This is a genomic window from Streptomyces sp. NPDC030021, assembly GCF_055574035.1.
Genome location: NZ_JBVIAH010000004.1, coordinates 136,894 through 162,621 on the forward strand (window position 1 = coordinate 136,894; position 25,728 = coordinate 162,621).

At 72.6% G+C, this 25,728-nt stretch carries 24 protein-coding genes; 14 read left to right on the forward strand and 10 right to left on the reverse strand.

The features are described 5' to 3' along the window. Positions 1–108 precede the first annotated feature (108 nt). Entirely contained in the window at positions 109–522 is a 414-nt protein-coding gene (locus ACZ4YL_RS09475) for a hypothetical protein (protein WP_468115034.1), read from the forward strand. Between the two features lie 140 nt (positions 523–662). Here ACZ4YL_RS09475 and ACZ4YL_RS09480 read toward each other — a convergent pair whose 3' ends face one another. The 3 genes from ACZ4YL_RS09480 to ACZ4YL_RS09490 form a co-directional block, all read right to left on the reverse strand. After that, entirely contained in the window at positions 663–1,106 is a 444-nt protein-coding gene (locus ACZ4YL_RS09480) for a peptidase inhibitor family I36 protein (RefSeq protein WP_468115036.1), read from the reverse strand. A 533-nt stretch (positions 1,107–1,639) separates the two neighbouring features. Beyond that, the gene (locus tag ACZ4YL_RS09485; protein ID WP_468115037.1) at positions 1,640–1,942 is read right to left on the reverse strand and encodes a hypothetical protein; all 303 of its coding nucleotides are present in this window, start codon (positions 1,940–1,942) and stop codon (positions 1,640–1,642) included. A 718-nt stretch (positions 1,943–2,660) separates the two neighbouring features. Then, positions 2,661–3,494, reverse strand: a complete 834-nt coding sequence (locus ACZ4YL_RS09490) for a PIG-L family deacetylase (RefSeq protein ID WP_468115039.1) — start codon at positions 3,492–3,494, stop codon at positions 2,661–2,663. A 255-nt stretch (positions 3,495–3,749) separates the two neighbouring features. On the opposite strand from ACZ4YL_RS09490, the gene ACZ4YL_RS09495 reads away from it, so the two are divergent. Both ACZ4YL_RS09495 and ACZ4YL_RS09500 read left to right on the forward strand, forming a co-directional pair. Then, positions 3,750–3,992: a hypothetical protein gene (locus tag ACZ4YL_RS09495; RefSeq protein WP_468115041.1), complete on the forward strand. Its 243-nt coding sequence runs from the start codon at positions 3,750–3,752 to the stop codon at positions 3,990–3,992. Positions 3,993–4,294: 302 nt separating this feature from the next. After that, entirely contained in the window at positions 4,295–4,432 is a 138-nt protein-coding gene (locus ACZ4YL_RS09500; RefSeq protein WP_468115042.1) for a hypothetical protein, read from the forward strand. A 667-nt stretch (positions 4,433–5,099) separates the two neighbouring features. Here the strand turns inward: ACZ4YL_RS09500 and ACZ4YL_RS09505 are convergent. Both ACZ4YL_RS09505 and ACZ4YL_RS09510 read right to left on the reverse strand, forming a co-directional pair. Next, entirely contained in the window at positions 5,100–5,744 is a 645-nt protein-coding gene (locus tag ACZ4YL_RS09505) for a hypothetical protein (RefSeq protein ID WP_468115043.1), read from the reverse strand. Positions 5,745–6,108: 364 nt separating this feature from the next. Next, positions 6,109–6,444 carry a hypothetical protein gene (locus tag ACZ4YL_RS09510; RefSeq protein WP_468115044.1) on the reverse strand — a complete coding sequence of 112 codons (336 nt, stop codon included), beginning with the start codon at positions 6,442–6,444 and terminating at the stop codon, positions 6,109–6,111. Between the two features lie 228 nt (positions 6,445–6,672). Between ACZ4YL_RS09510 and ACZ4YL_RS09515 the strand changes: the two genes are divergently transcribed. Together ACZ4YL_RS09515 and ACZ4YL_RS09520 are read left to right on the forward strand one after the other, a co-directional pair. After that, complete coding sequence (locus ACZ4YL_RS09515) at positions 6,673–7,716, forward strand: winged helix-turn-helix domain-containing protein (protein ID WP_468115045.1); 1,044 nt, start codon at positions 6,673–6,675, stop codon at positions 7,714–7,716. A 135-nt stretch (positions 7,717–7,851) separates the two neighbouring features. Continuing rightward, entirely contained in the window at positions 7,852–8,022 is a 171-nt protein-coding gene (locus tag ACZ4YL_RS09520; protein WP_468115046.1) for a hypothetical protein, read from the forward strand. A 66-nt stretch (positions 8,023–8,088) separates the two neighbouring features. Here ACZ4YL_RS09520 and ACZ4YL_RS09525 read toward each other — a convergent pair whose 3' ends face one another. Then, positions 8,089–8,370, reverse strand: a complete 282-nt coding sequence (locus ACZ4YL_RS09525; RefSeq protein ID WP_468115048.1) for a hypothetical protein — start codon at positions 8,368–8,370, stop codon at positions 8,089–8,091. 504 nt (positions 8,371–8,874) lie between these two features. Between ACZ4YL_RS09525 and ACZ4YL_RS09530 the strand changes: the two genes are divergently transcribed. Beyond that, on the forward strand, positions 8,875–9,609 hold the full coding sequence (locus ACZ4YL_RS09530) for a DUF4839 domain-containing protein (protein WP_468115049.1): 735 nt from the start codon (positions 8,875–8,877) through the stop codon (positions 9,607–9,609). Between the two features lie 246 nt (positions 9,610–9,855). On the opposite strand, the gene ACZ4YL_RS09535 is transcribed toward ACZ4YL_RS09530, so the two are convergent. Beyond that, complete coding sequence (locus ACZ4YL_RS09535; protein ID WP_468115051.1) at positions 9,856–10,803, reverse strand: AEC family transporter; 948 nt, start codon at positions 10,801–10,803, stop codon at positions 9,856–9,858. A gap of 99 nt (positions 10,804–10,902) precedes the next feature. On the opposite strand from ACZ4YL_RS09535, the gene ACZ4YL_RS09540 reads away from it, so the two are divergent. Further along, entirely contained in the window at positions 10,903–12,270 is a 1,368-nt protein-coding gene (locus tag ACZ4YL_RS09540) for a sensor histidine kinase (protein ID WP_468115052.1), read from the forward strand. Next, positions 12,267–12,947 (forward strand): response regulator, encoded by a 681-nt coding sequence (locus ACZ4YL_RS09545; protein WP_030384870.1) that lies wholly within the window; start codon positions 12,267–12,269, stop codon positions 12,945–12,947. Before ACZ4YL_RS09540 ends, ACZ4YL_RS09545 begins: the two co-directional genes overlap by 4 nt. Positions 12,948–13,266: 319 nt before the next feature. Here the strand turns inward: ACZ4YL_RS09545 and ACZ4YL_RS09550 are convergent, their stop codons facing one another. Beyond that, positions 13,267–14,433, reverse strand: coding sequence for a calcium-binding protein (locus ACZ4YL_RS09550; RefSeq protein WP_468115055.1), 1,167 nt, complete (start codon positions 14,431–14,433; stop codon positions 13,267–13,269). A gap of 284 nt (positions 14,434–14,717) precedes the next feature. Between ACZ4YL_RS09550 and ACZ4YL_RS09555 the strand changes: the two genes are divergently transcribed. Together ACZ4YL_RS09555 and ACZ4YL_RS09560 are read left to right on the forward strand one after the other, a co-directional pair. Next, positions 14,718–15,815, forward strand: coding sequence for an alpha/beta hydrolase (locus tag ACZ4YL_RS09555; protein WP_468115056.1), 1,098 nt, complete (start codon positions 14,718–14,720; stop codon positions 15,813–15,815). After that, positions 15,812–17,041, forward strand: a complete 1,230-nt coding sequence (locus ACZ4YL_RS09560) for an acyltransferase family protein (RefSeq protein ID WP_468115057.1) — start codon at positions 15,812–15,814, stop codon at positions 17,039–17,041. Before ACZ4YL_RS09555 ends, ACZ4YL_RS09560 begins: the two co-directional genes overlap by 4 nt. Positions 17,042–17,121: 80 nt before the next feature. Here the strand turns inward: ACZ4YL_RS09560 and ACZ4YL_RS09565 are convergent, their stop codons facing one another. Further along, positions 17,122–17,544 carry a DUF350 domain-containing protein gene (locus ACZ4YL_RS09565; protein WP_030717969.1) on the reverse strand — a complete coding sequence of 141 codons (423 nt, stop codon included), beginning with the start codon at positions 17,542–17,544 and terminating at the stop codon, positions 17,122–17,124. Positions 17,545–17,639: 95 nt separating this feature from the next. Between ACZ4YL_RS09565 and ACZ4YL_RS09570 the strand changes: the two genes are divergently transcribed. Beyond that, positions 17,640–19,475, forward strand: coding sequence for a GNAT family N-acetyltransferase (locus ACZ4YL_RS09570; RefSeq protein ID WP_468115059.1), 1,836 nt, complete (start codon positions 17,640–17,642; stop codon positions 19,473–19,475). 176 nt (positions 19,476–19,651) lie between these two features. Here the strand turns inward: ACZ4YL_RS09570 and ACZ4YL_RS09575 are convergent, their stop codons facing one another. Further along, positions 19,652–21,772: an AMP-binding protein gene (locus ACZ4YL_RS09575; protein WP_468115060.1), complete on the reverse strand. Its 2,121-nt coding sequence runs from the start codon at positions 21,770–21,772 to the stop codon at positions 19,652–19,654. 140 nt (positions 21,773–21,912) lie between these two features. On the opposite strand from ACZ4YL_RS09575, the gene ACZ4YL_RS09580 reads away from it, so the two are divergent. From ACZ4YL_RS09580 to ACZ4YL_RS09590, 3 genes are all read left to right on the forward strand, one after another. Beyond that, positions 21,913–23,802 (forward strand): ABC transporter ATP-binding protein, encoded by a 1,890-nt coding sequence (locus tag ACZ4YL_RS09580; RefSeq protein WP_468115061.1) that lies wholly within the window; start codon positions 21,913–21,915, stop codon positions 23,800–23,802. 7 nt (positions 23,803–23,809) lie between these two features. After that, positions 23,810–24,193 carry a VOC family protein gene (locus ACZ4YL_RS09585; RefSeq protein ID WP_468115063.1) on the forward strand — a complete coding sequence of 128 codons (384 nt, stop codon included), beginning with the start codon at positions 23,810–23,812 and terminating at the stop codon, positions 24,191–24,193. A 148-nt stretch (positions 24,194–24,341) separates the two neighbouring features. Continuing rightward, positions 24,342–25,706: a (2,3-dihydroxybenzoyl)adenylate synthase gene (locus ACZ4YL_RS09590; protein ID WP_468115065.1), complete on the forward strand. Its 1,365-nt coding sequence runs from the start codon at positions 24,342–24,344 to the stop codon at positions 25,704–25,706. Positions 25,707–25,728: the final 22 nt, after the last annotated feature.

A 25,728-nucleotide genomic window follows, 5' to 3' on the forward strand; every position in this document is an offset into this window, starting at 1 on the left:
CACCATGTGGGGGCCATGCAGGCCGTGGCGGAGCCCCTAGCTTCGAGTGTGCCGGCGGTCCGGGGAGGCCGCGGGCACACTCCACAGAGGGGAAAACAGCACATGTCCATGAGCAAGAGGACCCGCGCAGCCGTATGGACCAGCGTCGCCCTCGGACTCCTCGCGGGCGGAACATGGGCGGGGACAGCGGTGGCCGCTCCCCCGGGCTCCGCGAAGGTGACCGCCCCCTACGCGCAGGCCGCAGCCGTGGTCAACGCCAACGGCAGCGTGAACCGGTCCAAGGGCATCGAGGCCGTCACCAAGCCCGCGGCGGGCCACTACTGCGTCGAGCTGGAGGACAAGGACCTCGACATCCGCAAGCTCGTCCCCACCGCCACCCTGCAGTACATCAGCTTCGAATACGACGTCCGGATCTCGATGTGGCCGCACCCCTCGTGCGGGACCCGCACCGACACCTTCCTCGTCATCACCGGGAAGCCCGGCGTCTACGAAGACGCCTCGTTCTCCATCGTCGTCCCCTAACCCCCTCCGCAGACGGCGGACTGCGGACGGGCACGGCATGCTCCCCCTGCGCCGTGCCTGCCCGCAACCCGCAGCGCAGGAGCGTGCGCCGCGCATTCCGCGCCGTCGGTCGGCGACACCACACCACGTGTTCGGGACGGTCAGGACAGCCGGCATGCGTGGAACCGGTTGGAACGGATGTTCCCGAACGACGCGGGCATCCGGGCGATGCCCTGGTCCGGGCGGATGGTCCGACTCCGCCCCCGGTACTCGGTGCTGTTGTACACGGTGACGCACCGGCCCCAGACCTGGCCGTTCCGGCGCCACGTCCTGGCGCTGTTCCACACCGACTCACCGCCGTTGAATCCGACGTATGCGGTTGTCTCCGGATACCGCGGCATGTCCTGCGAGACAAAACTCGCCACGCCCGTGTAGTCGGGGCCGGTCCAGCCGCACACCCAGCCGGACGTGCACGGCTCGGACGGGCCGGGGACGACGGCCTGCGCCGGCGTGGCGGCGGCGGCGGCCAGGGCGTGTACGGTCACGGGGATCACCGCCGCTCCGGGAGCCGCAGGCCGCGCGATGGCCTGCGCGGGCTGTTCCATCGCACCTCGGTGCCGCCTTGATCGCATCACCGGACGTCGTGCCCGGTGCCGGTCGTAGCCGCCTGGGACCGGCGGTCGGCGCAGGGGAACTACGCCTCGTGGTTCTGCTTCGCCTCCCGGACGGAACCAGGCGGGCCCGGCCCTTCCCGGTATCGGCACGGGCAAATCCGTCCTTTCGTGCTGACACGCCCGCCCCGGCAGGCCGAGCTCGAACAGCCACGCCCCTCTGCCCGAGACCCGCGCGTCGCCCGGGATGTCGGGTGCGGGCTGCGGTCCGCGTTCCACCGGGCGAAGCCCATCTCGTGGCCGACCCGGGGGCTGATGATGTTGATCGTGTACGACCCGTCCGCCGACATCGCGGTGAGGCCCGAGACCCCGGTCGTCGACACGGAGACATCGATGCTGGTCGCGAGGTCGCCCGTCCTATCGGCGCCGGCGGTTGCAGCCCCGGCCGTGAGCGCCACGCCGACGAACAGGGCGGCCGTACCGAGGACTGCGCCGACGCGCGATGCGCGCACGTACCGGCCTCCGTGTCAGCCTCGGCCCGCAAGAGTCAGAACAGGAGCGATGGCCAGGGCGTCGGCGTCGTACCGGCTGACGAGCTTCCGCAGTTCGCGGGCGCTTCGGGGGGACAGGGCCTGCATCACCGCGTTGAGGAGCACGCGGCCTTCCAGCGGACTACCGCAGCAGTACCAGTGCAAACTGCTCCCCTCACAGATGTCCCACGCCCGAACGTCCGGGAAGCGGACGAACTGCTGCCAGCGGTCGAGCGCGAGTGCGATGTCCCCCGCCTCCAGGTAGTTCCGGGTGCGTTCGAGGCGGCGTATCTCCCCCACCGCCCTGCCGGACAGGCCGTCGATGGACGGGCTCGACTGCCGGGTGCGGTGTGGTCGTCGCTGGGCAGCGCGCAGCTGCCGTGGCCGTCTACGCGGCACGGGCCTTTCGGTGCGTTGTCATGCGGCACATGGTGGCACGGCGTTGCCGGTGCGGTCCCCCGACTTTTGACCGCGGACAGTCGAGGGGTTCGAAGCGGCGGTATCGGCCGGCGGGGCAACGAGGCGCTCGACGGTCTCGTTGGAGGCCACGCGGCCCTCCACCGGTCCGCTGCCTGCCGGGCGATGCGGGGTGCGGGGTGCGGTGGACAGGTCGGCGGGCCGCCACTGGTCGGGCGTGAGTTCGGCGACAGACAGGGCCCGCAGCGAGGCACGGGGGTCCGACACCAGTGGCGAGCCGTCGGCAGAGGCCAGGGGTACATCCCCGGCCTCCGCCGACGCCCTCGGCGCGGGCCGCGGCGCCGCGGCGCCGCATCAGGATCGTCAGCCTCGACCGGGCTTCGCGCCGGCGCTCCGGGCTGCGGGATAGGACCCGGGCCGCGGCGACCGTGGCCTCGGCGGTGGTACAGGCCAGGCGGTTACGGCGGTCGGCGCGGCCGCGTCGGGAGCGATGGCCGCCGGCCGCTCCCGCAGGGAGCCGCCGGCGGCCGGGAGCTCCCAGGCCCGCTCGATCGCGCGGCGCGGCCGATGGGCTTTCCCAGACCCTGGTCGGACGGGCGGATCAGCGCAGTCCGGCGAAGAGATCGTTCTCGGGTACGGCCGCGCCGGTGGCGTCCTTGACACGTACGAAGGTCTCCATGCCCATCAACTCACCGAACCTCTCCTTGCCCATCTTGAGGAAGAAGATGTTCTCGCCCTGACTGGCGTGTGCGGCCAGCGCGTCGAACTTCTGACCGCTGAATGCGGTGGTGTCCACCCACGTGGTGATCTCATCGTCGGGGAGGCCGATCTCGGCCATCGCGGCGGCCTCGGCGGGATCCGGCTCCGGCATGTCCTCATGGAACTCGCGCATGATCTCCCCGAACCGCCGCATCCCCGAGCGGGGCATCGTCGTCCAGTACACCTTCGGTGTCAGCGCGGTCATCTCCAGCGCCGCCATCGTGATGCGGTGGGCCTGGATGTGGTCGGGGTGGCCGTAGAACCCGTTCTCGTCGTAGGTGACGACCACATCGGGCCGGTAGTGCCGCATGAGTTCAGCAAGCCGGGCGGCGCCTTCCTCCACGGGGGTCTGCCAGAAGGATCCGGGGGCGTCGTTGCTCGGCCAGCCCATCATCCCGGAGTCGGCGTAGTCCAGCATCTCCAGATCGCTGATCTTCAGGACGTCACAGCTCGCCTCTAGTTCTTGACGGCGCATCAAGGCGACGGTCGCCGGATCGTGCCCGGGATCGCCCGGCTTGACACCCCCCGGTCCGTCACCGCAACGGCCGTCGGTACACGTCACGAGAACCGTGCGGAGGCCTTCCGCCGCGTACCGCGCGAGGACCCCTCCGGTTCCGGTGGCCTCGTCGTCGGGGTGGGCGTGCACAGCCATGAGCGTCAAGGGCCGGTCAGTCACGAAACAATCCTCCTGCAGAAATACGTCTTGGTCCGAGTGCGCGGCGGGCGTACCGCGACCCTGGGGGCCGGATCCTGGTGGGGCGGACGACCTTGTGGTCTCCGTGCTCCCCGTCCGTGCGGCGCCGGTCCCCCGATCGATGCAACCGCGCCGACCGGCCCGGCTGTTCCCGCGCGGCCTCTCGACGGCCCCGGCTGGTTCCTGCACGCGGCGGCGGCCGCCCCGGCCGAGGATGATGAGAAGGAGGAGGGCGGTGTGCGGAGGCTACTGGCCGACGACGGCCTCGACCGGCACCCCGACCCGGCGACCGTCCCGCAATCCTGGCTCGACTCCTCCCCCGTAGTCCACGAGCTCGTCTCTGGCTCCAAGATCTGCCGGGCCGTCATCCAGTCCCACCGCCGCATGACCGACCACCTGCCTCAGGTCCCGGCCGCTTCTGCTTTCCCGGTCGGTGGCAACTGCACGTGGGAGACGAGGCGCCCGCGCTGCCGTCGCTGACGGCACTGATCGACAGGCGTACCCGTATACCGGTCAACGACTCCACACGGACGGCGAGACGATGCTGGACGAGAGTCTGTTCACCGCCGCGATCAACGCCCGCCGTGCGATCCTCGCCGACACCGCTTCCTGATCACCATCGCTGCACCACGACGACCAGCAGCTACGAGGGCCGGCGCACCATCGCCGCAGGACACGGCCGACTCACCCATACCCCGCACTCCCGGCCGCAGAACACGCCGACCGGCGCAACACCCCGCACAAGCCGATCGCCACCCGCACGACGGAGAGAGGATGCACCCATGACACAGCTCATTACGCAGGAAGCCCTGGCCGAGCTCTACGGCCACGACCTGGACGCCCATTTCGACACCGCCCAGCTACGGGAAGGCCCGGCGTCCGGCCGGCAAGGGCGGTACAGCCTTCCAGAAGGGCTTTGACGCTCTGGCCCGGTACGTCGGCTCGGGAAGGCGGCCTGCCGGGGCGGGCCGTCGTCCAGGTTCTGCCCTGAGGCGTGTCCGCAAACTCATGGGAGCCATGGTCGCAGTCAGGCGAGGGTGACGGGCCTGGCAGTGGCGTTGGGCCGACCAACGCACGGGGTACGTGCGGAACTCCGCAGGAGATCCCCGCCGACGACATCGAAGCGGATCTCGGAATTCTTCGCCGGGTCGGACAGCCACAGGGAGGCGGCCTGGCCGGGCGCGATGGCACCCAGCCGGGCCCTTACGTCGATCCGGCCCGCTGCCGCGGGATGTCCGCCTGCCGTGGACAATGCCGTCGGCGCCCGGGAGCCGGGTGACAGCCGAAGGCACAGGCCTCCATCGAGAATGGTGACCTTCGATGTGCGGGGGTCGGTGGTGAAGTGCGCGTCGGAGGAGAACGTGCGCCGGGGCCGGTTCGGCCTCGCGAACCGGCCCGCCCACGGCGTGGACGGGCACCGGGGCCGACGGCACCACCCAGCGCATCGACGCATGCCGGACGGTCCCGCTCCGGTCGGCCTCGCACTCGACTCCGGCGTCGCCGCCCGCGCCGTCGTCCGGACCGCGTAGCCGGCGTCGCGCGCGGTGGCCGGGGATTTCGCCCCCGCGCTCCTTGGCCTTCGAGCGGCTACGACTCGCTGATCCACGCCCACACGGTTTCGCTGGTGGCCACCGCGATCGCGGCCTCCTCCAGCCCGACCAGCGCGCCGGTCGTCGGCGCCCCGGCGCCGAGGATGTCCGGCGCCGGGACGGCCCGGAACAGGGAGGACGCAGGTCGGGCGGGCAGCGCGATCCAGCCGCCGACCCGCAGGTCCCCGCAGAACCAGACCACGCCCCGCCCGTCGCGCACCGACAGCCAGTCCTCGGAGGACATCGCCCCGCGGAACGCGGCGACCGGGGTGCGGTCCGGTGCCAGCAGCTGGACCCGGGCCCCGACCAGCGCCTGGTTGTCCTGACTGGCTTCCCCGTCCAGCCGGCACGGCCACACCTGCCACGGTTCCTGCTCAAGCGTCTTCAGTGCGTGCTTCCTCCGGGCCGCCAGCTCGGTGGGCCACAGGCCGATGAAACCGATCACACCGAATACCCCCGCGATCGCGAAAGGCAAGTGGAAGATCACGGTCAGCACCACCGTCACGACGATCCCGCCCGCGAAACCCTGGGCGATCCTGCTCGGGTATCCCGGCTCCAGCGCGTTCTGCGCCTTGCGGGCCACTCCCGGCACCTGTGCTGCCGGTCTGGGTGATATCGCGTACCCGTATTCCTCAGCCAACATGTCGCCCCCTCTGATATGGCCGAGATCCCGTCTGTCGATGCTGCCGGAGAAGGCGCCCCCGGCGAGGCGGCGGAATCGGGCAGGGCCCCACGGCCCGTCCCGCCGCCCCGACCGCGAGCGGTACGCGGAGCACTCCCCCGACATCACCGGGCGCGACCTCATCGATGACTGGCTCATGAGCAGCGCCCCCCGTCCGCAACGCACTCGCCGTTGTTAGGGGCGTACACGAAGAACCGGTCGCCGTACCGTTGGAAGCACCCCCACCCGCTGACGACGGGGTCCCCGCTTGCTGTTCATGGATGAGCCTCATTTCGTGTCGGTATCTGAGCGGTAGCCGCGGGGCAGGGTGTGCGGTGCAGGAGGGTCAGGCGGCCCAGCGGCCGGTGGACAACGCGTCGGAGCGGAAGGAGAAGGCGAACAGGGCGCCATCCCGTACGTTCGTCGCGATCGTGTTCCACTGGCCCCCGTAGGCGAGCGTGTAGTTCGGCTGGCACTCCAGCCGTCCCTGGGTCTCGAAGCAGACCTTGACGTATCGGTTCGTGTTGGGCCTGATGTTGATGTCGGTGCAGGCGTTCGAGGTGGAGAAGAGCCGACCGGCCGGGAGGTCCGTGTCTTCGGCCGGCTTGGAGTAGCTGGTCGAGGAGTCGAAGCATGATGCTGCCGACTCGGGCATCCGAGCCTGGGCAGTCGGCGCGGCCATGAGCGCGCCCCCGACGAGTGCGGCTGTGAACAGGGTTGTGGCAAAGCGTCGGCCGATCTGCATAGTTCGTCCCTCCGGGTTCGGGCAACGAGAGGCGGGGTGCCCTGGGCTGGGCTCCGCTGCTGAGCAGGATTCACCCGGCCCGGAAGAGGAGTCGACTCGTTTCGGTCTGTCCCGAAACGAGGGTGGTGGGGAGCATCGCCTGCAGGGGCAGGCGAGGAGGTAGGCGTGCTGCGGTTTCACTTCGCTGCAGAGGATCTGGCGCTGGTAAGGGTCACTGTCCTGGGTCCGCTCGCGGAGACGCAGCTGAGCTTGTGGAACCTGCAGCGGCGTGACGGCAAAGCGCTGTTCGGCGGCTGGCGTGTGCGCACCGGCCCGCTGGTCACCAGCGATGGGCCGGACACGGCGCGGTTTCTCAGCCGACCTGCCGGGGGGCTGGTGGACCTGTTCACTCTGGTGGGCGCGACAGGCTGTATGGACGAGGGGGTAGAGCGCCTGAGCAGTGCGCCGGACCGTCGGCTGCGCGCGGAGTTCGCCGTGCTTCCGCGCATGGACAGGTGGCGGGCGCCGTGGCTGACCGAAGCGATGAATGCCGACCCGCGGGCCGTGCGAAGGCTGGTCGCCTCGCTGCAGGACTGCCACCGCGTCGCGGTGGCCCCGTACTGGGGGCGAATCCACCAGCACCTGGTCGGGGAAGTGGCTCGTCGGGGGCGGCTCATGGTGGAGGGCGGGGTGGGGGCCTTGCTGGACAGCCTGCGCCCGATGGCCGTGTGGAGGTCGCCCGTGCTGGAGATCCCGGGCTACCGGCCGCTGGTCCACCCGGAGGCCGACTTCCACTTGGCGGGTCGTCCCCTCGTGCTGGCCCCATCGGTGTTCTGCGGTCCGGTTCCCCAGTTGTTCGCCGGCCCCCGGTCCGACACGGTCGTCATGGTGTATCCGGCGCTGAACAACCCGGTGAAGGCGGCCGGCCTGTGGGCTCCCCCCACCGATTCACGCCAGATCGGTTCTCCTGTACCACCGGTTCTGTCCGCGCTCCTCGGCCGTACCAGGGCGATCGTGTTGTGCGCGATAGCCGACCATCCGGCGTGCACCACTACGCAGCTTGCCCAAAGGGCAGGCATTTCACCGGCCAGCGCGAGCGAGCACGCCACCACGCTGCGCGGCGCCGGGCTGACCGCCCTCACCCGGGAGCGAAAGGCTGCCCTTCATACGTTGACCCATCTCGGTGTCACTCTGCTGAACTCCAACGGCTCGTCCCCGTCCAGCACCTGAACTCGGACCCGCTGCCCCCCGGCCGATCCGCCGGTGTGACGGGGAACTCCACCGGCATCCACCGACACGCACGGCCACGTCACGGCCGGCCTGATCGCCCGCGCCCGCTCCTGGCAGCGCCCGATGGTGGCGGTCTTGTCCGACGTGCCGCCCGCCACGGTCGAGGCGCAGAACGCGGGCCGCGACCGCGCGGTGCGGTGCGGTGCGGTCGGCCCGTGCCGCCGGATCGGCCGGCCCGGCCCGCAGCGTTCCGGCCCTCGCTACCCGCAGCGCCTCGACCGGCCGGCGGAGGCCTGGAACAGGTGATGCAGTGTCCGAGGAAGAAGCGGGGTGAACGGAGTTCGGCCAATGACGTGCGAGGCCATGCGGGATTCAGGAAGCCGCGCCGTCTGACGTTGCTCGCCGGGCATCTTGGCGAGTACGGCCCAGCAGGGCGCTGCCTGTGAGTACCAGGCCGATGGCGAGGACCTTGGCGGCCTGGTAGTAGCCGGTCGCCAGGTTCTCCGGGGTGCCGGGCAGCCGGAGGAAGACCCACGCCGCTGCGAGAACCCCGAAGACGATCAATCCGACAGCCCCCCACGTCCCGAGTTCCGCCCACCAGGGCCCTGGGCCGTAACCCCGGCTGTCGGTCTGCTCAACGTCCTTGTCGTTCAACGGCTTCTTCTCCCGTGCGTGTAGTGGCGATCGAGAGAGAAGACGCGGGCCCGGCGCGGGAGGTTCACCGACCCGAGTATTCTCTGCCAGGAGCCGGCGTCCTGGTGCTTCTACCGGCCGCAGTGGTCGTGCATCCACGGTGCCCGGGACATCCGGGTCCGCGTCGGCCCTGGCGACGCCCGAGGGCGTTGCGATGCTCATGCCCCGCCGCCTCTGCCGCTCACCGGCCGGCTGCGTGAGCCGGACCCCGTCCCGACCACGGGCCGGAACGGGGCCGCGCGGTCGCTGATGACCTCCATCGATGAGATCGCCGCCAGGGGCGTTCTGCTGCTGCAGATGTCCTGGTCCGGCGTGCCCACGGCTTGCCTCCGGCCGAGTGCTCCTTGGTCGGAATCGCGAGCTCGGGGCCGAGGGTGACATCGGTGATGCCGAGTACCTCGCGGAGTCCCCTATGCTCGCGAGGCGTCTGGTACGAAGAGTCCATCGAGGGGGACACGGAGCCGCATGGCTGACGAGATCAAGTACGAGTACAAGACCGTGAAGACAGTTCGCGGCACCAACGGCTTGGTGATCTCGAAGTTGCAGAAGGACGGCTGGGAGCTCGTGGAACAGGCTCACGGCGCGCTGCGCTCCACCCTCGACTTCCGTCGGCCGAAGAAGGCTCAGCCCTGGATCCTGATCGGCACGGTGGCCGCCGTCCTCGTGATCCTGACCATCGTCATCGGTACCGCCTCTGCACTCGGCGGCGGGGGCAAGAAGAAGGACGAGTCAGACAGGTCGACGGCCCTTGCGAGCGACAAGCCTTCCGCTACGTCGACTGCGACTGCGACTGCGACCGAGTCGGCCGCCACTGAGGTGATCACGCCTCAGAACAACGCGGAGTTCGCGGCGCTGCTGCTGAAGCCGGACTCGTGCGACAACGCGAACCTGGACTTCGCGACCAGGCACAAGGGTCGGACGGTCGCGTTCGACGGGTCGATCGTGAACATGGCGCCCCACGGTGACTACGACACCCGCTACGACTTCCTCCTGGGCCCAGGCGACAAGGGACCGAAAACGGGGGGCGGTCCGGCCTTCAAGTACGAGGACGTCAACATCTTCGACCTGAAACTGACCGGCAAGAAGATCCCCGCCACCGTCGGCGCAGGCGATACGTTCCGCTTCGTCGCCGAGGTGGGCGAATTCAACGCGGACCAGTGCCTTTTCTTCCTCGACCCCGTCTCGACGGAAACCCGGTAGTCAAGATGGCCGGCCGCATTCTCCGCCCATGGCTGCGGCGTGGGCCTGCCGGCCGTGCAGGTGCCGCGCAGGAAGCGGACCGGGCGAGGGCCTGCCGCCGGGGCCGCTTCGGCCGCCGGATCGGAGAGCTGCAGGGCCTTGGGCCCGTGGCCGAGGTCGGTGGCCCGCAGGGAACTCGCGGCCGTCCACCGCTTCCACCCTATGGTGACGGCGCTCGGCGCTGTCGAGGGCCGGAAGCATGGGCGTTCATACGACCACGGTCTGCAGCCACAGGGGCAGCAGCAGGAGCGACACGAGCGAACTCTTGATCACGATCGAGGCGGAGAGGTCGACGCCGACGTCGTAGCGCTGGGCGAAGATGAACAGGTTCTGCGGGGTCGGCATCGCCGCGATCAGGACGAGGTACGCGAGCCACTCGCCCCGCACACCGAAGAGCAGCCCGCACACCGCCCAGGTCAGCAGCGGGAACGCCAGGCACTTGAAGCCTATGAGGGCGAGTTCCTCGCGGGTGGTGCCCCGCAGGTCGAGGCCGACGCCGCCCAGGTGGAGGCCGAGGGCGAACAGGGCCACCGGGGAGGCGCTGTCCCCGACGAACGCGGCGCCGTCCAGGACGACCGCCGGGACCCGTACAGAGAGCAGGTTGAGCAGGATCCCCGCGTTGCAGGCGAGGACCAGCGGGGTCGCGAGCGAGGCGCCGACGGCGCGGGAGAGGCGGCGGCCCGGACCGCCGGCCGCCGGGCCCACGCGGCCCAGTTCCATGAGGGCGATGACGACCAGGGACAGTACGCAGACCTGGAACAGCAGGATCGGGAAGATCGGCGCCGCCGTCCCGAACACGGTGATGAAGACGGGGACGGCGAAGTAGGCGGTGTTCACCTGGACTCCCGCCATCACGCGCAGCGCCACGTCGCGGGGCTCGCGCAGGCCGTGGGCGACCGCCGCCACGGCCACGGCCACCACGGCGAGGGCCGCGGCCCCGGCATAGCCGCCGATGGCCCGCCAGTTGAACAGGGCCCCGAGGTCGCTGGCGTAGATGTTGCCGAAGAGGTAGCAGGGGACGGCGAAGAGGAAGGCGTAGTCGGAGAAGACCTTCGAGGCCTCGGCCGGAACGATCTTCCGGCGGGCGAGCAGCACCCCGCCGCCGAACGCCAGCAGCACCGGCACCAGTTTCTCCAACGCCGCCGCGCCACCCATGCCCGCATCCCCCTTGATCGACAGGCAAGCAGCCTAGCCCCACCCGCCTCCGAGCCTTCCGAGCCCTCCCGTCCTTCCGGAGCATAGGCTGGTCCGATCATGAGCGACGAACCCCGCACCCGGCTGCGCAGCCGCACCCGCGAACGGATCCGTACCTCCTCGGCGGCCGGTACCCGGGTGCCCGGCGCGCTGACGCGGCTCGCCGTGGTGCTGCGCACGCCCGCCGGGGCGGCTCAGCCCTTGTTCGGGCAGGCGCCCCGGCGGTGGCAGCGGGCGCTGCCGTTCGTCGTCGTCGGCATCTTCGTCGTCACCCTGCTGCCGGTGACGATCGCGGTGCTGTCCAACGACTACGGGGCGGGCGGCGGCTGGGCGGGCGCGCTGGCGGTGGCGCAGACCGTGCCGCTGCTCCTCGCGCTGACCCGGCCGCTGCACGCCTGGATCGTCGTCCTGACCGCCGACACCGTCGCCGCGGTGCTGCTGATCGGCGCCGACAAGGTGGCCGGGCATTCCTGGCCGTGGCCGCCGATGACCATCGTCGGCTACCTGGTGCTGATGGCCTGCCTGGGACTGCGCGAGTCCGTCCGGACCCTGGTCGGGGTGTGGCTGGTGACCGGCGTCGTCGGTACGGTGCTGGGCTTCTCCGAGCCCGCGGGCGTGATGAACACCAACGCCCTGCTCTTCGTGCTCAGCGGCGTCATGCTGGTCCTGACGGGCGCGCTGCGGGGGCTCGGCGACGCGCAGCAGCGGGTCGCCGAGCAGGAGAGCATCAGCGAGGCGGAGCGGTCGCGGCGGACCCTGCTGGAGGAACGGGCGCGGATCGCACGTGAGTTGCACGATGTGGTGGCCCACCACATGTCGGTGATCACCGTGCAGGCCGATTCGGCGCCGTACCGGGTTCCGGGCATGTCGGAGCCCGTACGGGAGGAGTTCGCGGCGATCGCGGCGAGCGCACGGGAGTCGCTGGGCGAGATGCGGCGGCTGTTGACCGTGCTGCGCGGCGACGGCGCGGGCGGGGCGGACGGCGCCGACGGCGAGCGGGCCCCACAGCCGGGGATCGACCGGCTCCAGCAGCTGGTGGAGGCGACCGTACGGGCCGGGCAGCCGGTGGAGCTGTCGCTGGCGGCCGGGGCGGCCGGGGCGGCCGGGGCGGCGCCGCCGGCGGTGGACCTGTCGGCGTACCGGATCGTGCAGGAGGCCCTGGCCAATGTGGTGCGGCACGCGCCCGGCGCCCCCACCCGGGTCTCGGTGACGGTGGACGAGGACGAGGTCCTCGTGCTCGTGGTCAACGGCCCGGCGCGGGACACCGTGGTGGCACTGGAGAGTTCGGGCACGGGCCACGGTCTGGTGGGTATGCGCGAGCGCGTACGGTTGACCGGCGGCACGCTCGACACGGGCCCGCTGCCCGACGGCGGTTTCCGGGTCGCCGCCCGGCTGCCCTTGAACGATCCGACCGAGGACTCGATGTGACCATCCGCGTGATCATCGTCGACGACCAGGCCATGGTGCGGGCCGGGTTCGCCGCCCTGCTGTCGGCGCAGGCCGACATCGACGTGGTGGGCGAGGCCCCCGACGGGCGGCAGGGGGTGCAGGTGTCGCGCTCCACGCACCCCGATGTGGTGCTGATGGACGTGCGGATGCCGGAGATGGACGGGCTCACGGCCGCCCGGGAGATCCTCGATCCCCCGCCCGGGGTGGTGCACCGGCCGAAGGTGCTGATGCTGACCACCTTCGACATCGACGACTACGTGTACGAGGCGCTGCGCGCGGGAGCCTCCGGGTTCCTGCTCAAGGACGCCCCGCCGGCCGATCTGATCGCGGCGGTCCGGGTGGTCGCCTCGGGCGAGGCGCTGCTGGCGCCCTCGGTGACCCGACGGCTGATCGCGGACTTCGTCCAGCAGCGCCCGGCTCCGCGCAAGGACCCCGCGCTGCGGCTGAAGGGGCTCACCCCGCGCGAGACCGAGGTGTTGGAGCTCATCGCGCGCGGGCTGTCGAACCAGGAGATCGCGGGGCACCTGGTGCTGGCGGAGCAGACGGTGAAGACGCACATCGGGCGGGTGCTGGCCAAGCTGGACCTGCGGGACCGGGCTCAGGCCGTGATCTTCGCGTACGAGGCGGGGCTGGTGCGGCCGGGCGACTCCGGCTGAGTTCGCCGGTCCCCGGGCAAACCGGCCACCACCTCGGACACCGGCTAGTGCTGTGACCGGCAAGGTTCACCGGGTTGCGACGCCCGGCACGGCACCTCATCCCCCAGACTCCGTCCGGGGGGACCCCCAGGTTGTCGGACCGCGCAAGTACGTCCAGTACGAGCCGCGGCCCTCCGTCTTGCGATGCTTCCCCTAGGCCCTGCGGGCCTGGGGAGACCCCATGCACCGGACGCCGCAACCCGGCAAACCTTCCCGGCCACAGCACGAGGAGTGCCGTCAAAGTCCCGTCGGGCCCGCGACGCCACTTTGACGACACGGGCTAGGGCAGGCCGGCCAGGGATTCGCAGGCGGTGGCGAAGTCGGTTCCGCCTTCGCCGTCGCAGGCGTCCGGGCCGTCCGGGCCGTCCGGGCCCCCGGTGAGGAAGTCGCCGACGGGGCCCGCCTCGAGGGTGTCGATGCCCTCGCCTCCGTCGAGGAAATCGGCGCCACCCGCCGTTCCCGCGCTCGCCGTACCGGTGAGGTCGACGTTGTCGCCGAAGACGCGGTCGTTCCCGGCGCCACCGCTGATGGTGTCGTTGCCCGCGGCGGTGCGGCGCGCGTCGGCCGGGCCGCTGTCGCCGACGAGGAACTCGTCGGAGGCGCCGCCGATGATCCGGTCGTTCCCTGCGCCGGTCGCGCTGCCGCCCGCCGGGTTGGTGACGGTGTGGTCGCCGATCGCCGAGACCCCGCCGTCGGCGCCGAGGTCCAGCAGGTCGTTGCCGCCGCTGCCGATGGCGTTCTGGGCTGCCTCGCTGTCCCCGGTCATGGTCTCGGCCCCGGGCCCTCCGAGCAGTACGTCGCTCCCGGCGCCCGTGGCGTTGCCGGCGAAGGCGCCGGAGTCACCGAGCAGGGCGTCGTCGCCGGGGCCGCCGTCGATCCGGTCGGCTCCGCCGCCCACCGCGCTCAGTCCTCTGCTGTCCCCCGTCATCCGGTCGTTGCCGGGGCCGCCGATCAGCTGATCGTTTCCGCCGCCCGTGGCGTTGCCTCCGGGCGCGTAGCTGTCGCCGGTGAACTGGTCGTCCCCGTCGCCTCCGAGGAGGCGGTCGTTGCCGCCGCCCGAGGCGTTGCCGGTGGGGCTGAAGCTGTCACCGCGCAGCTGGTCGGCGCCCGCGGAGCCGTCGACGGTGTCGTTTCCGAGTCCGCCGATCAGGATGTCGTCGCCCCCGAGCCCGCAGATCAGGTCGTTGCCGCCCTGGCCGTGGATCGTGTCCGGGCCGGGAGTGCCGACGATGACGTCGTCGCCCGGGGTTCCGTCGGTGGTGGCGCCGGGGGTGGCGACGACGAGGGTGGCGGGGACGCCGAAGCAGGTCACCGCCCGTGCGCTGACGTCTCCGGTCCCGAGGAGGACGACGGATCCGGCGGCCAGGGCGCAGGCGAGGCCGGCGGTGGCCACCCGGCGCGGGCGCTGTCCCGGCTCGGCCGCACGCTGATGTTCCCGGTGGGGCATCGTCTGCACTCCCTTTGCCGCAATTAGTCGGACTATCGCCATAACTAGTCGGGGCATGGGCCTCGGTGACGCCGACACACGGGCGGGCTCGGGCAGACGGCTGACGCGGATCGCACCCATGGAGCAACGCCGGGGCGCGCGGGCGGACCCGTCGGGGGCGGACGAGGGCGCCGTCTCCTCCACCCCCTACCGGGGTATGACATCCGACTTGGCTCCACGGTCGGACGTGAGCGCGGGTACCCCCTACCTACCTTCCACCTCGTCACGAGGAGAGGAGAAGGGGCATGCGCCGCTTCGGAAGGACGATGGTCACGGCCGCGCTGGCGGTGGCCCTTGTCGGGGGGACCGCCGGGTGGGCCTCGGGCGACAGCCAGGCAGCGGTCACCGGACCGCCGCCGGGCACCGCCGCCTGGCGGGCCGACACGGCATCCGGCCGGCCGCTGCCCGATCCGGCGGCCGCCGAGCCGCGCGAGGTGGCCGCCTTCTTCGCCGGGCTGGACGACGCGGCTCGCCGGGAACTGCTGCGGTCCCACGCGCTGGTGGTGGGCAACCTGGAGGGGGCACCGCTCCCCCTGCGGTACGAGGCCAACCGGATCGCCGCGGCCGCCACGGGTGAGGCGCGCTACGCCTCCCTCGCCGCGCCGGACCGGCAGATCCTGGCCTTCGACCCGCGCGGCCGGGGCCAGGTGGCCGAGGTGTTCGGGGATCTGGAGCGTGCGGAGCACGTCTCGGTGATCGTGCCGGGTTCGGACAACGACGCCGCCACCTACGACGCCCCGCGCAAGCCCCACACCGGCCCGGCCGGAATGGCCCGCGCCCTGCGCGAGGCGACCGGAACCGGAACCGCGCCAGGAACCGCGACAGGGACCGCGACAGGGACCGGAGCCGGCGGGTCCACCGCCGTCATCGCGTGGATCGGTTACACCACCCCGGTGGGCGTCGGCCTGGACGCGGCCGACGGCCGCCTCGCCCGGGCCGGAGCGGCCCGGCTGGCCCGTTTCACTGCGGGGCTCGACGCGGTCGGCGCGCCCGACCCGGTGCTGTTCTGCCACAGCTACGGCTCGGTGGTGTGCGGGCTCGCGGTCCGGCACACCGACGCCGCCGACCTCGTGGCCTTCGGCTCCCCCGGAATGCGCGCCGACACCGCGGCCGCCCTGCACACCGGGGCCCGCGTCTGGGCGGCCCGCGGTCCCTCCGACTGGATCGCCGACATCCCGAACGTCGAGTTCGCCGGGATCGGCCACGGCGCCGACCCCACCTCCGCGGCCTTCGGCGCCCGCCGGGTGCCGGCGGCCGACGTACAGGGCCACACCGGCTACTTCATGCCCGGCACCCAGTCCCTGGCGGCCTTCGCCGCCATCGCGAAGGGAGAGGCCCGATGAGCGCCTCCGCCACCCTGGCCCCGCTGCGCAAGGCCGCCGCGCGGATCGACGGCCGGACCCCCGCCCACCGCGACCGGGCGGTCGACGGGCTGCGCGCCCTGGCGCTGCTGGCCGTACCCACCGGCCACTGGCTGCTCGGCGGCTTCACCCTCGACTCCGACGGCGGCCTGCACAACGCCAGTCCGCTGTCCGTGTTCGGCGGACTGGCCCCGGCGAGCTGGGCGCTCCAGATGCTGGGCATCTTCTTCCTCGTCGGCGGGTATGCCTCGGCGCTCTCCTTCGGGCGCCGCACCGGGTCGGCGGGCGCCTGGCTGAAGGGCCGCGTCGTCCGGCTGGGGCGGCCGGTGCTCGGGGTGACCGCGGTGTGGGCGCTGGCCGCGCCCGTGCTGTACGCGGCCGGGGTGCCGGAGGCGTCGCTGCGGACCGGGGCGACGCTGGTGGTCCAACCGCTGTGGTTCGTCGGGGTGTACGTGGTGGTCACCGCGCTGACCCCGTACTGCGTGCGGGCGGCACGGCGCCTCGGCGGCTGGGCGGCCGCCCCGCTGCTCGGTTCCGTCGCCGTGGTGGACTTCCTGCGGTACGGGCCGCTCGCCGACTCCGTGCCGTCGTGGCTCGCCCTGGTGAACATCCTGCCGGGCTGGCTGTTCGCGTACCAGCTGGGCGTCTCCTGGGGCGAGCGGCGGATCGGGCGGCGCGGGGCCTGGCTGTTGCTGGCGGGCGGGACGCTGCTGTTCGCCGCGCTGCTGGCGGTCTTCCACTATCCGGCGTCGATGGTGGGTGTACCGGGTGCGGCGCGCACCAACTCGCACCCTCCGTCGCTGCTGGTGCTGGCCCTGGCCTCGGCGCAGTCGGGCGCGGCGATGCTGCTGCGCGACCGGCTGGCGAAGCTGCTGGCGCGGCCCGCCCTGTGGGCCCCGGTGGTCGTCATCAACCTGTCCGCGATGACGATCCTGTGCTGGCACCAGACGGCGATGCTGGCCGCGGCGGTGCCGGGCTCGTTCGTGGGTGAACTGGCGGGGCTCACGACGGCGCCGGACAGCCTGGGCTGGATCGGGGCACGGCTGGCGTGGATGCCGGTGTTCGCGGCGCTGTTGGTCGCTCTCGCCCGCTACGCGCGGCGGTTCGAGGTCCCGCCGCGGGAGGGACGCCGGGCGAGCGCGCTGCGCCGGACCCTGGCCGGGCTGCTGGCGGCGGGGTTCGCGGTGTTCGCGCTGGGCCTCGCCTGAGCGGATCGCGGATCCCGATGACGGCGAGAGCGCCGCTCCCTCCGGGGAGCGGCGCTCTCGTCACGTACGGGCGCTCCGCGTCAGGCGATCGAGGCGGCGACGATCGCGGCCACGGCGAGGTTGCAGGCGGCCGAGACCCAGACCGCCGGGTGGGGTTCCGGGTCCACGACGATGGCGCCGAGCTTGCCGGGGGTCACCAGGTCGAGCACGAGGAAGGCCACCGCCATCAGGATCAGGCCGAGCACGCCGAAGGCCGCGGTGGACAGCAGGCCCTTGCCGAAGTCCGCGTAGGTCGTCCAGATCGAGGTGAAGACGATGCCGCCGATGCCGAGGAGCGCGGAGCTGAGGAAGAGGGCCGCGTTGCGGTTGCGCTCCTCCCAGATCTGCTTGGGAAGCTTCCCGGGCGTCAGCACGTCCACGAGGACGATGCCGAGGATCAGCAGCACCAGGCCGAGGGCGCCGTAGGCGCTGGTGCGGCCAAGTCCGTTGATGATGTCGCTCATTGAGAAGCCTGTCTCCGCGTGGGTGGGAAAGTATGTGCCGTGGGGAGGCCGAATCTATCGCACGGCCTTGACCCGGACCATGGGGAGGTCAGCAGTTGGTAAAGGTCAGGGCAGCGCGGCCGGCCGAGGCGGAGGACCTGACCGGGCTGGTGATGCGGTCCAAGGCGCACTGGGGGTACGACGCCGCCTTCCTGGCCGCGTGCGCGCCGGAACTGCGGATCCGGTCCGGCGACGTGGCGGCCCGCCGTATCGTCGTGGCCGAAAACGGGCAGGGAGAGGTGCTCGGGGTCGCCTCGCTGGAGGGGACTCCCCCGCTGGCGGCGCTCGGGCTGCTCTTCGTGGAGCCGTCCGCCATCGGCCGGGGTGTGGGCCGGCTGCTGTACCGGGACGTGCTGCGGCGGGCCGTGGACCTGGGGGTGCGCCGGCTGGTGATCGACTCCGATCCGCACGCGGCCGGGTTCTACCGGGCGATGGGGGCGGTGGCCGCAGTGACGGCGGTGACGGCGGCGGTGGCGGCGGTGGCGGCGGCCGCACCGGACGCGGAAGCCGACGGTCCGGCCCTGATCCGGTTCGAGGCGGCTCCCGTCCCGCTCGCCGGCTGGGCGCGGGCCTGGACCGGTGGCGGGCGGGCCGTGCACCTGGGCAATGTCGGCGAGTTCAACGCGCAGTTCGCCGACGCCACCCTGGACCCGGAGCAGCGGCCCGCACACCACTACGCGTGCCTCGCCGCCTTCTACAGTCCCTACCCGGCCGCGCTGGTACTGCCGCGGCCGGTGCCGCGGGGGTGGACCGAGCTGGTCTGCCGCCAACTGGGGTGGACCGACGTCGAGGTGTACGACGGCCTGCTGGACGCGGATCCCGGCCTCGCCGAGGCCGTACGCGCCCGGCCGGCGCTGGCCGCGCTGCTCACCGGGGCCGGGCTGCCCCTCGTACCGTGGGGGCGCACCCGGCCGTTCGGGCGGCTGTCGGGCCGGCCGTGGCGGCCCGGGGAGCTGCGCTACGAGTCGAAGTCCGCGGCGCACGCCCTCTTCGGGCGGATCCTGGCGGACGGCGGACATCCCGGGATCGTGCTCCCCCGGCAGTGGCGGGCCGACGGGCGGTGGGCGGCGGCCCGGATGCTGGCGGCCAGGACCAGGGCGGGCGAGAGCACCGTTCTGAAATCGGAGCACGGTGTCGGGGGTTCGGGCACCACGGTGGTCACCCCCGAGCGGGTCCGAGCCGCGGGCGGGGCGCGGGCCGTGCTGCGACGGCTGCCGCGCGGGCCGCTGCTGGTGGAGGAGTACGTCGGCGGCGGTCCGGCGTCCGGGGCCGACGAGGGGCCGCGGGATCTGACGTACGACGGCTTCGTCGACGACGCGGGCCACGCGCACGAGGTGGGCGGGGCGGTGATGGATGTGGCGGACGGCTGCTACCGGGGTGCCACGGTGGGCCCCGGAGTGGTGCCCGCGTGGGCGGAGAAGTCCCTCACCGCCTTCGGTACGGCGGTGGGCCGGGAGCTGGCGGAATCCGGTTACCGGGGCTGGTTCGACGTGGACTTCGTCGCCGACGGGACGGGGCGGCTCGCGCCGACCGAGACGAACCTGCGGCTGACCGGGCCGTCCATCGCCTTCATGGTGGCGGCCCGGCTCGACGCGCTGCGGGGCGCGGGGCACCTCGTACGGATCGCCGACCGGGTGGAGCTGGGCGCACGGCTGCCCGAGGCCCAGCTGGACGAGTTGTGCGCGGCGCTGGCCCGGGGCTGCGCGGAGCTCGGGGCGGTGTTCGTCCCCGCGATCCCGACCGGGGCGTTCGAACCGGCTCCCTGGCTGGGTGTGCTGGTGGCCGCGCGCAGCAGGGAGGTGCTGGACGCGGCCGAGTCGCTGGTGCGGGACGAGGCCCTGGCGGTCGGGGCGATGTTCGGCCCGCCTCGGTCCTCCGACCGCAGATCGTGATCTTCATGTCCGGGTGGCTTGCCCCTGATCGCGGACGGCCGGGGATCGAGCGTGGTGGCGGCGTCGCCGGTCTGACCGATCGAGCCGGTGGGTCCGTGCCGTGGACGGGCCGGCCTTCTCTTCCGGATCCTGCCGGGGCGAGCGCGCGCGGCCTGACCTGAGCCCCAGAGCTCACGTCAGCGGTCCGGCCAGTCGTCGACGGGGTCGTGGAAGTCGAAGGGGTCGGCCGGCTTGCTGACGACGTAGGCCGCGACGACGACGCCCGCGATCATCAGCGGGATGTTGAAGGCGTAGACGAGGGCGGCCTGGCGCGGCCAGTCCTGTTTGGCGGCCAGCCGGTAGAGGTTGTCCTGCGGCCACCAGGACAACAGCAGGTAGGACACGGCCAGATGGGCGGCGACGGTGAGGGAAGGGCTGCGGCGCTGGCGCAGCATCCGGGCACGGCCGCCGAAGAGGAACACCACCCCGACGCCGAAGGCGGCGCACTCGAACAGGTACAGCAGGGAGAACAGGAACGCCCAGGGCTGCGGCACGCCGGTGAGGTCGGTCGATCCGGGCCAGAGGAAGTTCGTCAGGATCATGGCGACGAAGCCCAGTCCGACTCCCCCGCAGCCGGCCGCGCAGCCCGCCGGGGTTTCGCTCTTGCCTGCGGCGGCCCCGTACTTGCCGGACTTGCTTCCTGCGGTACGTACCGCGGCGGGCAGGATGGGCAGCGGCAGGGCGTCCCGGTCCTCCTGGCCCGCCGTGGTGCGGGGCAGGGTGCGCAGCCGGATGACGGTGCGCGGGGACTCCTCGCGGAGCACCTTGCCCGCCAGGTGGTCGCGCAGCTCCTCGATGTCCGGCAGCGAGACCCTGCCGGGGACGCTCGGTCCGCCGGGTGGCGGGGCCACGTACGCGACGAGCCGCCGCGGGCCGCGGGAGCCGTCGACCCCCTTCAGGATGACCGCGCCGATGCCCTCGTGGCTGCGGATGGCGGATTCGACGGGGTACGGGTCGAGCATGCGGCCGCCGGGCAGGGTGATCCGGTCCCGGATCCGGCCGCCGTACTGCAGCAGCCCGTCCTCGCGGAGCAGGCCGAGGTCGCCGGTCGGGACCGCGTCGGCGCCGTCCGGCGGGACGAGTCGGATCTCCCCGCCGTGTACCTCGGCCCGGAAGCCGGGGAACGCGGTGCCGAGCAGGGAGATCTGTTCCGGATCGTCCAACGGGTGCGGCAGTTGCGGCAGTTCGAACCAAGTACCGATGCCCGCGCACTCCGCGGGGCCGTAGACGTTGAGCACGCGCGCGCCGGGGCGCAGCCGGATCTGCAGGGTCGCCTGCTCGTCGAGGTAGAGCCGGTCGCCCGAGACGGCGAGCAGCCGCAGGGACCGGCAGGCCGGGTCGGCGCCGAGATGGGCGGCCGGGGTGAGGGTTGCCTGTTCGGCGTCCTCGATCAGCAGTCGGGCGGCGCCGGCCGGGTCGGTGTGCAGCACGGTGACGCGCTCGGTCCCGACGGCCGCGCGGATGTCCCCGGGCTGCCGGGCGGAACGCGGGGAGAGCACGAGGGCGCCGCCCGAGCACAGGGCCCGGGTCCAGCCCGCGGCGAAGGCGGTGACGTCCGGACCGACCGTGAACAGGTGCCGGTCCTGCGGGGTCGGCCGGGCCACCTCGGCCCAGGCCTCCTGGGCGGCGAGGAGCAGCCCGTGGCTCACGGGGACCGCGCGCGGCTCGGCCGACCCGGTGAACAGGACCGCGGCGGTGCGGCCGGGCGGCGGGGTGACGGCCCCGGGAAGCCGGTCCGCGGGCGGATCCGCAGGCGCGTCTGCGGGCAGGTCTGCGGGCGCGTGCGCAGGCCGGTCCGTCGGCTGTTCGGTGCGCGGCCAGCCGATCGCCGTGGCGTCCGCGTCGAGCCTGATCACCCGAGGGCCGCCGCCGTTGTCGAGGGCGGCGTGCTGGGCGGCATCGGTGAGCAGGACGAGGGGCTCGGCCGCGGCCAGTTGCCGGCGCCCGGAGCGCGGGCTCTCCACGTCGATGACGGTGTAGGACCCGCCGGCCTTGAGGACGGCGAGGAGGGCGACGACCAGTTCGGTCTGCCGGGCGGTGCCCACGGCGACGAGGGCGCCGGGCGGCAGCGGGCCGGAGGCGAGCAGACGGTGCGCCAGCCGGTCGGCGCGCGCGTCCAGTTCCCCGTAGGTGAGGCCGTCCGGGCCGGCGATGAGCGCGCGGGCCCCGGGGGTGTCCCGGGCCCACTGCTCGAAGCGGAGCAGGACGGTGTCGGTGGTTCGTTTGCCGAAGCGTACGGACTCGGATCCCTGCGTCATGGACCGATGATGCCACCGGGCACCGACAACGGACGGGGGTCGGCAAAATCGCTCGTGCGGGCGGGAGTTGGCGCCCCGTGCGGGCGATCCCGGACCGGATGCTTGACCTGAGGTTTGGTTGAGGTCCTAGCGTTCGGGTCATGGACATGGAAGTCACCGCCTGGACATCGCTGCACAGCGCGATCAACGCCCAGCAGGACCGTCGTACGCTCTCCCGCGCCGGTCTGCGCCGCGTCGCCTCCTTCGCCCGCCCGCACCGCCGCGGGCTCACCCTCTTCCTTCTGCTGAGCGTGGTGACCGCACTGCTCGCGGTGGCCACCCCGGTGCTCGCCAGCCGGGTCGTCACGGCCATCGTGGACGGCCGCGACAGCTCCGCGGTCACCCGGCTGGCTCTGCTCATCGCGCTGATCGCGGTCGCGGAGGCCGGGCTCGGACTGCTGACCCGCAGACTCTCCGCCACCCTCGGCGAGGGGCTGATCCTGGATCTGCGGACGGCGGTCTTCGACCACGTCCAGCGGATGCCGGTCGCCTTCTTCACCCGGACCCGGACGGGAGCCCTGGTCAGCCGCCTCAACAACGATGTGATCGGCGCCCAGCGGGCCTTCAGCAACACCCTGTCGGGGGTGGTCGCCAATACCGTCACCCTGGTGCTGACCCTCACCGTGATGCTCAGCATCTCCTGGCAGATCACCCTGCTGGCGCTCGTGCTGCTGCCGGTGTTCGTGCTGCCGGCCCGCCGGATGGGAGCCCGGATGGCGGCGATGCAGCGGGAGGCCTCCGCGCTGAACGCCGCGATGGGCACCCAGATGACCGAGCGGTTCTCCGCCCCCGGCGCGACGCTGGTCAAGCTCTTCGGGCGGCCCGCCGACGAGTCCGCGGAGTTCGCGGCCCGGGCGGCGCGGGTGCGGGACATCGGGATCCGTACGGCGATGGCCCAGTCGGCCTTCATCACGGCCCTCACCCTGGTCTCGGCGCTGGCCCTCGCGCTCGTGTACGGGCTGGGCGGGTTCTACGCCCTGCGCGGTTCCCTCGACGCCGGTTCCGTCGTCGCCCTCGCCCTCCTCCTGACCCGCCTGTACGCCCCGCTGACCGCACTGGCCGGCGCCCGCGTCGAGGTGATGAGCGCGATGGTGAGCTTCGAGCGGGTCTTCGAGATCCTCGACCTGGAGCCGCTCATCGCGCAGAAGCCGGACGCCCGCCGGGTGCCGCAGGGGCCGGTGGCCGTGGAGTTCGACCGGGTCTCCTTCGGCTACCCGGCCGCCGACAAGGTCTCGCTCGCCTCCCTGGAGGAGGTCGCCACCCTGGATGCCCGGGGCGGTACGCAGGTGCTGCACGAGGTGTCCTTCCGGGCCGAGCCGGGTCAGATGATCGCCCTGGTCGGCTCGTCCGGCGCCGGCAAGTCGACCATCGCGCAGTTGCTGCCGCGGCTGTACGACGCCGACGCGGGCGCGGTCCGGCTCGGCGGGATCGACGTACGGGACCTCACGGCCGACTCGATCCGCGAGACGCTCGGCATGGTCACCCAGGACGGGCACCTCTTCCACGAGTCGGTACGCGCCAACCTGCTGCTGGCCCGCCCGGCGGCCTCCGAGGAGGACATCTGGGAGGCCCTGCGGCGCTCGCGGCTGGACGGGCTCGTCGCCTCGCTGCCGGACGGACTGGACACGGTGGTCGGGGAGCGCGGCTACCGGCTCTCGGGCGGGGAACGGCAGCGGCTGACCATCGCGCGGCTGCTGCTGGCCCGGCAGCGGGTGGTGATCCTCGACGAGGCCACCGCGCACCTGGACTCCACCTCGGAGGCCGCGGTGCAGGAGGCCCTGGGCGAGGCCCTGGCGGGCCGGACGGCGGTGGTGATCGCGCACCGGCTGTCGACCGTACAGGCGGCGGACCTGATCCTGGTGGTCGAGGACGGCCGGATCGCGGAACGGGGCACGCACACCGAGCTGCTGGCGGCGGGCGGGCGGTACGAGGAGCTGTACCGCACCCAGTTCGCGGTGTCGGGCGGCGAGGCACCGGTGTCGGGAGCATGATGCTGTGATGGACATCAAACTGGAGCTCGTCGCCGTCCCCGTCACCGACGTGGACCGGGCCAAGGCCTTCTACGAGAAGCTCGGCTTCAACGCCGACCACGACGTCACCGTCAGCGAGGACATCCGCTTCGTCCAGCTGACCCCGCCGGGCTCGGCCTGCTCGATCGCGATCGGCAAGGGGCTGACCCGGATGACCCCGGGGTCGCTGGACAACATGCAGGTCGTCGTCACCGACATCGAGGAGACGTACGAGGACCTGCGCGGCCGGGGGGTGGAGGTGACGGAGATCCAGGACCTGCCGTGGGGCTCCTTCGTCTACTTCTCCGACCCCGACGGCAACGGCTGGGCGGTCCAGCAGACCACGCCCCGCAAGTCGGCGGGCCCCGCCTAGTGCTGTGACCGTCTCTTCCGGTGACGCCGGTTGGACGTTCCGCCGAGGGCAGGGCGCGACCGTGGTCGGGAAAGCGCCTTGCCTACGGGCCTGTTGAAGGCTTGGCTGGCCCGGGTCAGGACGGCAAGGTGACTCCCCGGGGAAGCGAATGACATCCATGCTCGACGGCTGTACGCCGTGGCCCGCCGAGTTCGCCGACCGTTACCGGGCCGCCGGGCACTGGCGCGGCAACACGCTGGACGACCTGCTGCGCGACCGGGCCCGGCAGTACGGACCGCGGACCGCGCTCGTGCACGGCGGCACCCGCGTCACGTTCGCGAACCTGAACCGGCGCGTGGACCGGATGGCCGCGGGGTTCCGGCTGCGCGGCCTGCGGCCCGGGCAGCGGGTCGTCGTCCAGCTGCCGAACGTTCCCGAGTTCGTCGTCACCGTGTTCGCGCTGATGCGCACCGGCGCGGTCCCCGTGCTCTGCCCGATGACGTACCGCGCGTCCGAGGTGTCCCACCTCGTGCGGGTCGGCCAGGCCGTCGGCTACGTCGGTCCCCCGGCCCACCAGGGTTTCGACCTCACGGCGATGGCCGCGGACATCGCCGCCCAAGGACCCTTCCTGCGGCGGGTGTTCAGCTTCGAGGCGCCGGGCGAATCGTCCCCGTACGGCGGCTTCACCGTCGATCCGGCGGGCTGCCAGTACTACCCCCTGGGCTCCCTCGACTCCCCGCCCGAGCGGCCGCTCGCCCAGAGCGCGGACCAGGTGGCGTTCTTCCTCGTCTCCGGCAGTGCCACCGCGGAGCCCGCGCTCGTTCCGCGTACCCACAACGACTACGCCTACCAGGTCCGGGCCGCCGCGGAGCTGGTGTCGCTCACCGAGGACGACGTGTACCTGGCCGCGCTCCCCGCCGGGTCCGACTTCGCGTTCGGCTGCCCCGGCATCGTCGGCACCCTTTCGGTCGGTGGCACCGTCGTCCTGGCCGAGGACCCGGGGGCCGCCGCATGCCTCTCGGCCGTCGAGCGCGAGCGGGTCACCGTCACGTCGCTGGAGCCTGCCGTCGCCCGGCGCTGGCTCGACCTGCTTCCCTCGGTCCGGGCCGACCCGAGCAGTCTTCGTCTGGTGCAGATCGGCGGCGGGCCCTTGGACCGGGCGACCGCCGCACGGGTGGGTCCCGGGCTGGGCTGCCGCCTGCAGCAGGTCTTCGGCACGGCCGAGGGGCTGTTCACCCTCACCCGGCCCGCCGATCCGGACGAGACCGTACTCACCACGCAGGGCCGACCGCTCTCGCCCGACGACGAGATCCGCGTGGTCGGCGCCGACGGCAAGGACCTGCCCGACGGGGAGACCGGCGAGCTCCTCGCCCGCGGTCCCCGCACCCTGCGGGGCTACTACCGGGCGCCCGGCCGCAATGCGCGTTCCTTCACCCCCGAGGGCTACTTCCGCACCGGCGCCCTCGCACGGCGCACCCCGGACGGCGGCCTGGTGGTGACCGGCCGCCTCAGGGACCTCCCGTCCGCTCCGTGACGGGCGGGGTGCCGGGTGGGAC